At 74.3% G+C, this 12,794-nt stretch carries 11 protein-coding genes; 5 read left to right on the top strand and 6 right to left on the bottom strand.

Translation table 11 applies throughout. The features are described 5' to 3' along the window. Window positions 1-117 precede the first annotated feature (117 nt). The 5 genes from ABD671_RS13615 to ABD671_RS13595 all read left to right on the top strand — a co-directional run bounded on the left by ABD671_RS13615 (window position 118) and on the right by ABD671_RS13595 (window position 6,430). Entirely contained in the window at window positions 118-2,889 is a 2,772-nt protein-coding gene (locus tag ABD671_RS13615) for a UPF0182 family protein (RefSeq protein WP_344733952.1), read from the top strand. A gap of 30 nt (window positions 2,890-2,919) precedes the next feature. Further along, the gene (locus tag ABD671_RS13610; RefSeq protein ID WP_344733951.1) at window positions 2,920-3,306 is read left to right on the top strand and encodes a DUF3054 domain-containing protein; all 387 of its coding nucleotides are present in this window, start codon (window positions 2,920-2,922) and stop codon (window positions 3,304-3,306) included. Window positions 3,307-3,365: 59 nt separating this feature from the next. Next, window positions 3,366-4,757 carry a TolB family protein gene (locus tag ABD671_RS13605; protein ID WP_344733950.1) on the top strand — a complete coding sequence of 464 codons (1,392 nt, stop codon included), beginning with the start codon at window positions 3,366-3,368 and terminating at the stop codon, window positions 4,755-4,757. Window positions 4,758-4,883: 126 nt separating this feature from the next. After that, the gene (locus ABD671_RS13600) at window positions 4,884-6,077 is read left to right on the top strand and encodes an acyl-CoA dehydrogenase family protein (RefSeq protein ID WP_344733948.1); all 1,194 of its coding nucleotides are present in this window, start codon (window positions 4,884-4,886) and stop codon (window positions 6,075-6,077) included. A gap of 194 nt (window positions 6,078-6,271) precedes the next feature. Continuing rightward, window positions 6,272-6,430, top strand: a complete 159-nt coding sequence (locus ABD671_RS13595; protein WP_344733947.1) for a hypothetical protein — start codon at window positions 6,272-6,274, stop codon at window positions 6,428-6,430. 57 nt (window positions 6,431-6,487) lie between these two features. Here the strand turns inward: ABD671_RS13595 and ABD671_RS13590 are convergent, their stop codons facing one another. The 6 genes from ABD671_RS13590 to ABD671_RS13565 form a co-directional block, all read right to left on the bottom strand. After that, window positions 6,488-7,354 (bottom strand): SDR family NAD(P)-dependent oxidoreductase, encoded by an 867-nt coding sequence (locus ABD671_RS13590; protein ID WP_344733945.1) that lies wholly within the window; start codon window positions 7,352-7,354, stop codon window positions 6,488-6,490. 24 nt (window positions 7,355-7,378) lie between these two features. Then, window positions 7,379-8,443, bottom strand: a complete 1,065-nt coding sequence (locus ABD671_RS13585) for a right-handed parallel beta-helix repeat-containing protein (protein WP_344733944.1) — start codon at window positions 8,441-8,443, stop codon at window positions 7,379-7,381. Window positions 8,444-8,620: 177 nt separating this feature from the next. Beyond that, window positions 8,621-9,835, bottom strand: a complete 1,215-nt coding sequence (locus ABD671_RS13580; protein ID WP_344733943.1) for a glycosyltransferase family 4 protein — start codon at window positions 9,833-9,835, stop codon at window positions 8,621-8,623. Continuing rightward, on the bottom strand, window positions 9,832-10,857 hold the full coding sequence (locus tag ABD671_RS13575; protein WP_344733942.1) for a glycosyltransferase family 2 protein: 1,026 nt from the start codon (window positions 10,855-10,857) through the stop codon (window positions 9,832-9,834). Before ABD671_RS13575 ends, ABD671_RS13580 begins: the two co-directional genes overlap by 4 nt. Further along, on the bottom strand, window positions 10,854-11,636 hold the full coding sequence (locus ABD671_RS13570) for a polysaccharide deacetylase family protein (RefSeq protein WP_344733941.1): 783 nt from the start codon (window positions 11,634-11,636) through the stop codon (window positions 10,854-10,856). Before ABD671_RS13570 ends, ABD671_RS13575 begins: the two co-directional genes overlap by 4 nt. Continuing rightward, the gene (locus tag ABD671_RS13565) at window positions 11,633-12,619 is read right to left on the bottom strand and encodes a glycosyltransferase family 2 protein (RefSeq protein WP_344733940.1); all 987 of its coding nucleotides are present in this window, start codon (window positions 12,617-12,619) and stop codon (window positions 11,633-11,635) included. Before ABD671_RS13565 ends, ABD671_RS13570 begins: the two co-directional genes overlap by 4 nt. Window positions 12,620-12,794: the final 175 nt, after the last annotated feature.

The following is a 12,794-nucleotide window of genomic DNA, read 5'->3' as shown; positions in this document are numbered from 1 at the left end:
CCGCCAGCCTGACACACCGGGCTCCGTCGGGGGCCCAACCGGGGCCCACCAGGGGCTCAGCCGCCCTTCAGGTCGCGACCAGAGAACGCTCAGTCGGCGCCCCTAGCCTGGCCGGTCGTGGCATCCCAGGCTCCGGTCGCTCCGGCCGACACCGTCGCTGCGAGCGACCCGCTCGATCCCTTCACCTCCGGACTGCGCCGCCTGCGGCGATGGGGACGCCGGGCGCTGCTGAGCGTCGTCGCGATCGGGCTGGTGGCGGTCGCGGTCTCGGCGCTGGCGCGGGTCGAGACGAACCGCCTGTGGTTCGACTCCCTCGGCGACGGCGCCGTCTACGCGACGCGACTGCGTGCCGAGCTGCTGCTGGGCATCGTGACCGCCCTCCTCGCGGGCGGCCTGGGCGCGCTCGCCGTCGTCCTGGTCAACCGCACGGCGCCGGCGCCGTGGCCCCGCGAGGAGGACGAGCAGGCGCGCGGGTGGCGGGCCTGGGTCGAGGCGCACCCGGTGGCCGCCCGCCGCCTCGTGCTCGCGGTCTTCACGCTCGTGCCGGCCTATCGCCTGGGCACCGCGGCGTCCGGCTCGTGGCAGCAGTACCTGCTGTGGCGCCACGCCGTGCCGTGGGGGACGACGGACCCGACCTACCACCGCGACCTCTCCTACTACGTGGAGATCTACCCCTGGCACCGCACCGTCGTGGGCCTGCTCTCCTCGATGCTCACCTGGGCGATCGTGGCGACGATCGTGGCCGCGCTGGTGCACGGCAGCCTGCGGCTGCGCGGGCCCGGACGACGCGTGACCCGCCCCCTCATCGCGCAGACCTCCGCGCTGCTCGCGGCGTGGCTGCTCGTGCACGCGGGGTCGTACTGGCTCGACCGGATGGCCCTGACCACCTCCAACCGCGGCCCGGTCACGGGTGCGGGCTACACCGACACCCACGCCGTCGGGCCCGGTCGGATCGGCCTCATCGTCGTCGTCGTGCTCGTGGCGCTCGCGCTCGCGGCGAACGTCGTGCTGCGCCGCGGCCGGCTGCTCGCCGGCGCGGTCGCGCTGACGGTGGTGGCCTCCCTGCTGTTCGCCACCGCCTGGCCCGCGCTCGTCCAGCACCTGAAGGAGCAGCCGAGCGCCGCCACCCTCGACCTGCCGCAGATCCGCCGCAACCAGCAGGCCACGGCCGCCGCGTTCGGCATCGGCGACGTCACGGTGCAGGAGGCCGGTGCGACGGACGCCGCGGCCCGGCCCTCCCTGGCCGCGCTCACCCGCCAGGCGCTCGACGACACCCAGCTGCGCGCCCTCGACCCCAACCGGCTGACGCCGACCTTCGACGTCAAGCAGCAGCTCCAGGCCTACTACGGCTTCAAGAACACCCTCGACGTCGACCGCTACCCGCTCGGCGGACGCACGCGCGATGTCGCGATCGGCGTCCGCGAACTGCACGCCGGCAACGTCTCGCGCAGCACCTGGGCGACCCAGCACCTCGTCTACACCCACGGTTACGGCGTGGTGGCCGCTCCCACCGACAGCATCGACCCCACCACCGGCGTCCCGACCTTCCTCGACGGCGGCCTCCCGCCCGAGCAGCAGATCCCGGTGACCCAGCCGCGGGTCTACTTCGGCCAGAACTCGCCGTCCTACTCGATCGTGGGTCAGCCGCAGGGTGCCGCACCGGTCGAGTTCGACCACCCCGCGGGCGCCGGGACGGATGCCGCCGCGACGCACACGACCTACACCGGCGGCGGCGGCGTCCCGGTCGGCTCGTGGTGGCACCGGCTGCTCTACGCCACCACGTTGCGCAGCCCGCAGATCCTGCTCTCCTCGGGCATCAACACCGACTCGCGCATCCTGACGGTGCGCGACCCGCGGGCCCGCGTGGCGGCGCTCGCGCCGTGGCTGACCCTCGACGGCGACGTGTACCCGGTGGTCGTCGACGGCGACATCGAGTGGGTCGTCGACGGCTACACGACCGCCAGCACCTACCCCGACGCCCAGCAGGTCGACCTGCACCAGGCCACCACCAGCACGCTGACCGCCCAGGGCGCCTCGGTGGCGCAGCCGCACGGCGCGGTCAACTACATGCGCGACTCGGTGAAGGCCACGGTCGACGCCTACACCGGCGAGGTGCACCTCTACGCGTGGGACCAGGCAGCGCACCCCGACCCGCTCTTGACCGCCTGGACGTCGATCGACCCCGGGCTCATCGAGCCCGAGAGCGCCATCCCGGCCGCGCTCCTGCCGCACCTGCGCTACCCGCAGGACCTCTTCGACGTCCAGCGGCAGCTGCTGACGAAGTACCACGTCACCGACGCGGCCGACTTCTACAGCGGCAACGACTTCTGGTCGGTGCCGACCGACCCGACGGTCGCCGCCACCCAGCAGCTCAACTCCTCGACCACCTACACCCCGCCCGCCCGGACGCCGAGCGACCCGTCGGTCTACCAGACGCTCTCGGCCGACGGCACCTCGAAGGCGAGGTTCTCGCTGAGCACACCGCTGGTGACGCTCAACCACCACGACCTCGCCGGGTTCCTCAGCGTCGACTCCACGCCCGGTGCCGACTACGGGCACCTCACGCTGCTGCGCTTCCCCTCCGGCGCCGGCGTCGGCTCGCCGGCCCAGGTGCAGAACGACATCGAGTCGACCACGCGGATCTCCGAGGCGCTGACCCTGCAACGCGGCGGCAACTCCAAGGTCGTGCTCGGCCAGCTCGTCGCGGTGCCGCTGCAGGGCCAGATGCTCTACGTCGAACCGATCTACACCCAGGCGCAGGGCTCGAACTCCTTCCCGATCCTGCGGCACGTGGTGGCCGTCTACGGGGACGGCGATCCGGCCTTCACCACCGGGCTGGACTCCGCCGTGCGCCAGGCGATCGCCTCCGGCGAGCGGGCGGCGTCCTGACCGCTTCGGTGCGTCGGGGAGGATGACGGCATGAGCACGACCGCTCCGCACCGCTCCCTGACCACGGCGCTGGCCCTCGACGCCGTCCTCGTGATCGTGTTCGCGGCGATCGGCCGCTCGAGCCACGAGGAGGGCCTCACGGTGCTCGGCGTCGCCGAGACCGCCGGGCCGTTCCTCATCGGACTGGCGCTGGGGTGGACGATCGCCCGCGCGGCGTCCCTCGATCCGCTCGGGCGCACCGGCGGACCGGTCGTGTGGGTGGCCACGGTGGCCGGCGGCATGGTGGTGCGACAGCTGGTCGGCGAAGGCACCGCGTTCTCCTTCATCGTGGTCGCCTCGATCGTGCTCGGCGTGTTCCTGCTGGGCTCCCGGTTCGCCGCGGGCCTGCTGGCGCGGCGGGCCGCGGCACGCGGTTGAGACCGGCCTGAGACCCCGACCGCCCCTGCGCGCGGGGGATCCGCTCCGAGACTGAGCGGGTGACCCTCCCTCGCGCCGCGTTCGCCGTCGTCCCGCTCGTCCTCGCCACGCTGCCCGCGCTGGGAACGGTCGGCGCGGCGTCGTCCGCCCCCGCGCCCACCCTCGTCGCCGCTGCCGCCGCTCCGGTGCAGACCTGCACCCGCATCTCCCGTCTCCCCGACGGCACGGCGCCCGCGGAGGGCGTCGACGCGGGGCCCGCGAGCATCGACGTGAGTCCGAACGGCCGCTTCGTCGTGTTCAGCTCCTACGCGAACGGCCTCGTGCCGGGTGACACCAACGGCTACCGCGACGTCTTCCTGTACGACGCCGCCGACGGCAGCACGACGATGATCTCGACGGCCGGGGTCTACGGCGACACCAACGGGGACAGCTTCTCGCCCTCGGTCTCCGACGACGGCTCCCGGGTCGCGTTCGTCTCCGCCGCGAGCAATCTGGCCGCCGGCGACACCAACGGGTACACCGATGCCTTCGTGTGGCGCCGGGCCTCGATGAGCGTGACCCAGGAGACGTTCGACGCGGCCGGCGGGCCCACCGACGGCGCCGTCGAGAGCGCCGAGCTCTCCGGCGATGGCCGGTTCCTGGCGTACGCCTCCCTCGCGAGCACGGTCGTCTCCCGCACCAGCGACACCAACGGGACGACGGACGTGTTCCGGCGCGATCTCGCGACCGGGACGACGGTGATCGTCTCCAAGCTCCGCGACGGCACCCAGAACGACCGCCCGTCCCGGCACCCCAGCATCAGCCGCGACGGCGGGCGGATCGCGTTCCTCAGCGAGAGCAGCCCGGGCGCCGGCCTGCTGCCCCGCCCCGGCGGGCGCTCGATCGCGGTGTGGACGGCGCGGACCGGGGCGATCACCCGGGTGTCCTCGACCGGCACCCAGAAGCGGCTCATCGAGCGGGGCTTCCCGAGCATCAGCGCGGACGGGAGGCGGGTTGCCTACCTGACGAACGCCCGGGCCGAGACCGGCGCGAACGACGGGCTCCAGCAGGCGGTGGTGTGGGACGCCCGCTCCGGGCGGCTCATCCGGGCGAGCAGGACGGCGTCCCGTGCGGCCGACGCGGCCGCCGACGGCGTGCAGCTCTCACCCGACGGGCGCTTCGTGCTGGTCACGAGCGGCTCGACGACCCTGGCCCGCGGCGCCACCGACGGCACGCCGGTGCCCTGGCGGGCGACCCTCGGCCGGGGCGCCTACCCGACCGCGTTCGTGCCGCTCAGCCGCACGCCGCGCGGTCGCCCGGCCGTCGCCACCGGCGACGTCGGCGGCGTGTCGAGCGACGGGCGCACGGTCGTCATCACCTCGCGCGCCACCACCCTGATCGCCGGCGGCGACCCGGGCGACACCAACGGCTCGGACGACCTGTTCCGCTGCACCGGGGTCCGCCCGAGCTGACCCGCACGGGACCGGCACTGGACCGGCACTGGACCGGCACTGGACCGGGTCTCGCCAAGACTTGACCTCACCGGGCACAATGAGAACAAGTTCTAGTTTTCGATCCGGATGAGAGAGGGGACCGCCGTGAGTCCTCACGCCAGCGACGTCTTCGCCAAGATCGCCGAACGCGCCGAGGAGATCGCCGCGCTCGGCCCGGTCAACGAGGCCCTCGGCCGCCTCGACGACCAGGCGGCCAAGATCCTGCGCGACGTCGGCGTCATCAAGATGCTCCAGCCGGCGGCCTACGGCGGCTACGAGTCGCACCCGCGCGAGTGGGCCGAGGCCACCATGGCGGTGGCCGCGCAGGACGGCGCGACGGGCTGGATCTGCGGCATCGTCGGCGTGCACCCGTGGGAGATGGCCTTCGCCGACCCGCGCGTGCAGGAGGAGATCTGGGGCGAGGACCACGAGGTCTGGGTCGGGTCGCCGTACGCGCCGATGGGCGTGCTCAAGCCGGTCGACGGCGGCTACGAGTTCTCCGGGCGCTGGCAGTTCTCCTCGGGCACCGACCACTGCGACTGGCTCTTCCTCGGCGCCCTCATGGGCGACAAGGACGGCGTCCCGCTGCTCGACCCGCCGCAGCTGATCCACGTGCTGCTGCCGCGCAGCGACTACACGATCGTCGAGGACTCCTGGGACGTCGTGGGCCTCAAGGGCACCGGCAGCAAGGACATCATCGTCGAGAAGGCGTTCATCCCCGACTACCGCACGATCACCTACACCAGCCTGGTCGACGGCTCGGCGTGGCGCGACCGCGGCCTGACGAACCCGACCTACCAGATGCCGTTCTCGGCGATCTTCCCGCTCGGCATCACCTCGGCCGTGATCGGCATGGCCGAGGGCGCCCTGGCCCACCACCTCGCCTACCAGAAGGGCCGCGTGCAGATCACCGGTCGCAAGGTGAAGGACGACCCGTACGTCATGTACGCCGTCGCCGACGCCGCCGCCGAGATCCACGCCTCCCGGGTGACCCTGCTCGACGGCGTCAGCCAGATGTACGACGCCGTAGCCGCGGGCAAGGAGTACGAGTTCGGCGAGCGCTCGCTCTCGCGGCGCAACCAGGTGGCCGCGGCGTGGCGCGCGGTGCGGGCGGTCGACGAGATCGTGGCGCGCTCGGGCGGCAACGGCATGCGCATGGACCACCCGCTGCAGCGGTTCTGGCGCGACGTCCACATGGGCCTGACCCACGCGATCCACGTGCCGGGGCTGGTCTACCACGCCTCGTCGCTCTCCATGATCGACGTCGAGGCGCCGGGCTACATGCGCCCGATGATCTGAGCCGGAACCCCGCGCGACCCTCCGGACGCCGTCCCGTTCATGGGGCGGCGTCCGTGTCGTTCCCCGGGCTCCCCGCACCGTTCATCGGATGTTCCGGATCCGGTCTAGCGCACGCGAGCGAGTCGACTGACAGCACGTCACCTTGGCGCGGGGCGGCCGTTTGTCCTGATATGGCTCCCACCCCGTCCCTCCTGATGGCGCACACCCCCGCGCTCAGCTCAGGTCGGTGGCGCACTCGACACCCCATCGCCCGCGCCACCGTCATCGCCGGCCTCGCCGTCGGCTCCACCACGGCCTTCTGCCTCGGCGCCTGGGCGGGCGTCGGGTGGGTGCTCTCCCACCACGTGTTCTGAGCCTCGGGCTCGGGCTCGGCACGGACCGGCGAGGGCCCGCGCAGGAGCCCACAGGACTCAGCGTCGTGCGGCGCGCTTCTCGCCCGCGAGGAGCTGCCGCTCGAAGGCGACCGCCGCGCGCGTCGCCAGCGTCGGCGCCGTGCGGCACAGCAGGTCGATGGCGACGGCGTCGCGGCCGACCCTGATGCGCGGACGGCCGCGCTCGACGCCGCCGACGATGATCCGCGCCGCCTGGGCGGGGTCCATCGAGAGCAGCTTCTCGCGGTAGGTGCGGGTGCGGGCGAGGGCCGCCTCGGTGATCTCCTTGCCCGCGGCGCGCGCGAGCTCGAGGGCGTTGTCGGAGATCGAGGTCGCGACCCCGCCGGGGTGCACGACGCTGACGCGCACCGGGCTGCCGGAGAGCAGCATCTCGGCGTGCAGGGTCTCGGTGAAGCCGCGCACCCCGAACTTCGCGGTGACGTAGTGCGACATGCCGGGCTGGGCGAAGTAGCCGTTGAGGCTGGAGATGTTGACGACGTGCCCGTCGCCGGAGTCGAGCAGGTGCGGCAGGAACGCCTGGGTGCCGTGGATGACGCCCTCCAGGTTGACCGCCAGCACGCGGCGGTAGTCCTCCCACGTGCTCTCGGCGACCGTGGCGGTGAACGCGATGCCGGCGTTGTTGTAGATCTGGTGGGCGACACCGAAGTGGGCGACGACCTCCTGGGCGTAGGCCTCGACGGCGACGCGGTCGGACATGTCCACCCGCGCCGTGTGCATGCCGGGCACCTCCGCCGCGGTCGCGGCCAGGCCCGCGGCGTCGACGTCGCACCCCGAGACCTGCGCACCACGACGCGCGAGCTCGATCGCCAACGCCCGACCGATGCCGGAACCTGCTCCGGTGACCGCGACGACCTTGCCCTGGACGGGGTGACGGGGGGAGACCATGCGGCCCATCCTGGCAGGAGACGATCAGCCGAGGGAGAGCCGATTGTCCGCCATGGACAGGACGTCGGCACCGCACTCGCCGCCGCACCAGGTCAGGAACGAGCCCGCTCCGGTGAGCAGGACGTCGTTGCCCACCGCCACCGTGCCGAACACCGGGCCCCAGGCGTCGCCGGGACCACGGGTGATGAGGAAGGAGGACCCCGGGATGCTCGAGCGCACCACGTTGCGCTCGTAGCGGGTGCCGGCGGTCAGCGCGGAGCCCAGCTCGGTGAAGGTGAGGTTGTCGGTGGCGACGTTGTCGTGCACCCGGGTGCCGACGGCCTCGTAGATCTCGACGGCCGAGCCGTCGCGACCGTAGTCGGGCGAGGGCGCCCACGATCCGCTGATGGTGTTGCCGGCGATCTCGGCGCGGCTGCCGAGCACCTCGATGCCGTTGGCGCCGTAGTCGTCGTCGGGGCCGTCGGTACCGGGCGCCAGCCGGTTGTTGTCGATCAGCCGGTTGCTGAGCACCCGCGCGTCGTCGGCGCCGCGATCGACGGAGATGCCGGCGACGTTGCCGGAGGCGAGGACGCCGCGCACGGTGACGTGGTCGCCGAGCACGTGCACGCCCCACCAGTCGCAGGAGATCACGGCGAGGTCCTCGACCACGACCTGGTCGCCGGCGATCTCCACGCAGGCGCCGCTCAGACGCGGCGCAGCACCCACGCCGTAGGCACCGATCCGGATCGGGGTGAGCGCCGTGCCGGAGACGGCGATGCGCAGGGCGCCGGTCCAGGCCGCGCCGCGGCGCAGCAGCACCCGGTCGCCGGGACGCAGGCGGGCGGCCGAGACCCGGGCCAGGCTCGCCCACGCGGTGCGCGTCGAGGTGCCGGAGGCGGCGTCCGAGCCGGCCGGGTCGACGTAGTAAGTGGTGCCACGGGCGGCGAACCGGACGCTGTCGGGCGTGGGCGCCGGGACCGCCTGGGCCGGGGCGGCGAGGAGACCGGTCGCGAGCAGGGCGGCGGTCGCGAGCAGCGTGCCGAGGGTCCCGGGGACACGGGGGGTGCGAGGGGTGCGGGCAGCCGTGAAGGGCCGCGGGGGGCGCGACAAGGGGTACTCCCGAGGGGTGGAGTGACGCGGGGGGCGACCCGTGGGGGACGGGCCTTCACCCGATCGGCGTCTGTCTCACCGACCTGAGGGACTCCTCGAGGTTAGGCCCGCAACCTGCTCTGGGGATACCGATGGAGCGAGGTCGGGACCAACGTCACAGCCTCCAGCGGACCGAGGTCACCGCGCGAGCCGGGTGTAGATCCCCTCGAGCTGCGCGGCCACCGACGAGGCCAGGTAGGGCCGGACGGCGTCCCGGCCGCCGGCCGCGAGCCGCTGGCCGAGCCCGGGCTCGGTCAGCACCCGGGTGAGGGCGTCGGCGAGGGAGGCCGGATCGCCGGCGGCCGTGACGAGTCCGCTGTGCCCGTCGGCGACCATGTCGGCGATGCCCCCGCGATCGGTGGTCACCACGGGCGCCCCGAGGGCGAGCGCCTCGAGCACGGTGGTCGGGCAGGGATCGGGCCAGGTGCTGGGGAGCACGGCCGCCTCGGCGTGCACGAAGCCGCTCACGACCCGGTCGTGGGGCCAGCGGTGGTGCACGTGGACGCCGGGGGGCACCTCGCCGAGGTCGGCCTCGGGACGCCCGACGAGCACGAGGTCGGGGCGACCCTCCGCCGGCAGCAGCCGCCAGGCGGCGAGCAGCACGTCGACGCCCTTCTGGTGGCTGAGGTCGCCGGCGAAGAAGAGGTACGGGCCGGCCGGCAGGGCGGGGTCGCGGGGCGTGGTGAGGGCGCGGTCGAGCAGGGCGTCGGGCACGAAGTTGGGCACCACCTCGCTGCGGACGTCGCCTTCGGCGAAGCCGTTGGCGCGCGCCACGAAGCGGCTGACCGGCGCGAACAGATCGACGCGGCGCTCGCGCAGCGGGCGGCCACCGCGCACCGCCGCCTGCATCACCGCGCCCCGCAGCGGGGTGCCGTAGTGGTCGCCGGCGCAGGAGAGGCAGGCGCGGGGCGCCGGGCCGGGGCACAGCGCGCCGTCGCGCACGAGGCGCTTGGTGGGGCAGACGTGGCCGTAGTCGTGCAACGAGAGCACGAGCGGCAGCCGCCCGGAGCCGGGGACGGCGAACCAGGAGTTCACGATCCAGTTGTGGGCGTGGACGACGTCGGGCCGCACCTCCCGCAGCAGCGCGGTGAGCCCCCGGGTCGTCAGCGGATCGGGCACCGGCAGGGCGAGCGGCCGGTCGGCGGTCGGGTAGAGCCCGGGCAGGCGGGAGCCGACGTGTGCGAGCCGGTGGACGACGACGCCGTCGGGCGCCTCGGGCTCGGCCCCGATGTCGAGGGTGCCGACATGGACCTCGTGCCCGCGTGCGGCCAGTTCGCGGGCCAGGTTGGCGACATGGCGCTCCTCGCCGCCGATGATCGGCGGGAAGAACTGGGCCAGCAGCAGGATCCTCATCGACGTCCTCCTCGGACCGCGACAGCGTCGAGCATCATGCCGACCGTGACGGCCAGACCGCCGGCCACCACCCCGAACGCGGCCGATCGGCCGACGCCGGCGGGCGGCGCGAGCAGGTAGCGGACGATCGCCACCGGCAGGCGCACCGCGAAGGAGCGCTCGGGACCGAGGGTCGACCCCGGGCCCAGGCGGGCGAGGCGGGCCTTCATGCGCCCCTCGGCCACACAGCGTCCGAGGTAGTAGCGCCAGGTCAGCCGCCAGCCGGGCACCCGGTGGTCGATGCCGGTGGCGGGCTCGTAGGCGAAGACGCCCCCGGTCGCGGCCGAGGCCCGCAGGCAGAACTCCGCCTCCTCGCCGCCGCCGCTGAAGCCGTCGCGGTGGCCGATCTCGGGATGGAAGCCGCCCAGATCGACGAACACCTCGCGGCGCAGCAGCGCACAGCCGCCGTAGACGTTGCGCACCCGCGCGCGGGTGCGCGGCTGGCCGCGGTAGCTGCAGCCGACCGTCCAGAGGAACTCCTCGGGCAGCCAGCGGGGCCGCGGCGCCAGGAACACGGCGTCCGACCGGCCGCCGGCGCCCAGGACGGCGCTGTCGACGAGCACGTCGGCCAGCACGGCCAGCCAGTCGGGATGAGCGACGGCGTCGTCGTCGAGGAAGGCCACCAGGTCGGTGTCGAGCGCCCGGGCCCCCTCGGTGCGGGCGATCGAGACGCCGCGGTTGCGGCCCAGGCCCAGCACCCGCACGGGCGGACCCGCGGCGTCGGTGGCGGCGTCGGCGTCGTCGGCGGCGGGGTCGGCGTCGGTCGCGAGGTCGGCCAGCGCCGAACGCACCTGTCGCTCGAGGTCGGGGCCCTCGTCGACGACCACGAGCACGGACGTCGGGGGGAGCTGCTGGCGACGCAGCGAGGCGACGGCCTCGAGCAGCTCGGGCAGCCGTTCGGCCCGATGGGTGCACACGACCACCCCCACCGACGCGGTCGAGGTGGCGCGGGTGGTGGGCGGCGACGACGGGCTGGAGGTCACGTCCACCACCGCCCCGTGGTGCGGTGGACGACGCGTCGGGTCCACCGCCACGGCGGGCCCGCGACGGCCCGGAACGCCGCGCCGCCCGGCACCACCCGCTGCTCGACGAGATCGAGCAGTGCGGCGGCGTCGTGCTGCGGTCCGGCGAGCAGCCGCGACAGCGCCCACGGGTCCTCCCCCGGCGGGCTGACCCGGTGGCCGATGGCGCAGGCGTGGGTGAAGCCGGCCGCCCGGACGGCGCTGCGCACCGCCGGCGCGTGGTAGCCGTGGGGGTAGCAGAACCCGGCCACCGGACCGTCGACCAGCTCGCCGAGCACGGCCGCCGACTCCGCGACCTCGGTCATCAGGTCGCCGGCGGGCAGCACGTCGAGCGGCACGTGGCGGGCGGCGTGCGAGCCGACCTCGATACCGGGACGGCGGGCGATCGCCGCGACCTCCTCGGCGTCGAGCAGCGGCAGGTCGGCGTCGGGGAGCCACGTGGTGCGCCCGCCCAGATGCCGGGTGGGCACGTACAGGGTGGCGCCGGCATCGTGCTCCTCGAGGATCGGGAGCGCGGCGTGCAGGAAGTCGGGGTAGCCGTCGTCGAAGGTGAGCGCGACGACCCGCTCGCCGGCCGCGCGCGCGGCCAACGCGGCGTCCAGACCGAGCAGGCGGTAGCCGGCCGACCGCAGCGCGTCGAGGTGCTCGCGCAGCCGAGGGGCGGGAACCGACAGCTCGCTCAACCGGTCGGGCATCGGCCCGCCGATCGAGTGGTACATCAGCACAGGCAGCGGCCTCATGCGGCTCCCCGCAGGCGCTCGGCCTCGCGGCCGACGCCGCCCGTGCCCAGCCGGAGCCGGCCCCGCACGTAGCCCCACACCGCCAGGCCCAGCGAGGTCACGACGCCGAGGGCCGAGGACCAGCCGGCGACGTCGCCGCGCAGGCCCCGCAGGAGGTCGCGGCGCAGCGCACCGGTGAGGATGCGGCGCACGTAGTCGCGCTCGACGGAGGTGGCCTCGGCGGCCCCGGTGCGACGGGCCATCGCGGCCTTGGAGAGTCCTTCGGCGAGGCTGCGGCTGCGCAGGTAGCGCCAGGTGGTGCGGGCCTCGGTGACGCGGTGCCGGACGACCGCGGAGGGCTCGTAGACGATCCGACTGCCGGTGGCGTGCCGGGTGAGCCGGACGCACAGCTCGGTCTCCTCCGCGCCCATCGGCACGGTGCCGACCCGGCCGGCGGTCTCGTCGAACCCGCCGACGGCGAGGAACGCCGTCCGGCGTACCGACATGTTGCAGCCCCACAGGTTGCGGACGTCGGTGCGCTCGGCCGGCTGGCCGCGGTAGGAGCAGCCGACGATCCAGTCGAGCTCCGGCGCGAGGTGGCGCGGACGCCGGTCGGGCCACCGCGGCACGGCCGCACCCCCGACGGCGACGACGTCGGAGTCGTAGGCGCCGAGGAGCTGTTCGAGCCAGGTCTCGGCGGGCTCGGCGTCGTCGTCGAGGAAGGCCACGATCTCCGCGCTCGCCAGCTCGACGGCGGCGTTGCGCGCCCCCGAGGCGCCGGCCGACCGGGGGTTGGCCACCACCTCGGCCTGCGGGAAGGCGTCGGCGACCCGGACCTGGAGGGCGGGGTTGTGGTCGATGACCAGGATGATCCGTCGCGGCGGCAGGGTCTGGCGGGTCAGCGCCCCCAACCCGCGCTCGAGGTCGTCCCAGCGGTCCTCGGTGTAGGCGCAGATCGCGACGTCGACGTCAGTCGGTCGACTGCTCCACGTCGGGGCGCTCATCGGGCGTCCGATCGGCCCGCGCGAGCGAAGGCAGCCGGGACAGCAGCGACCGGAGCGGACGCCGGTAGCGGCGACAGTCGCACAGCGCGCAGTCGGTGCCGCGCCGGTAGTGCTCGTGGGCGGCGTGCTCGTGTCCGCAGCGGCAGCGTGGGTGCGCCGAGGTCATCGGGCCGGG

Origin of the sequence: Nocardioides fonticola (assembly GCF_039536805.1) — a bacterium.
GTDB classification, from domain to species: Bacteria; Actinomycetota; Actinomycetes; order Propionibacteriales; family Nocardioidaceae; genus Nocardioides; species Nocardioides fonticola.
Note: the sequence above shows the minus strand (reverse complement) of the source record. Positions and strands in the feature narration are given on the sequence as shown.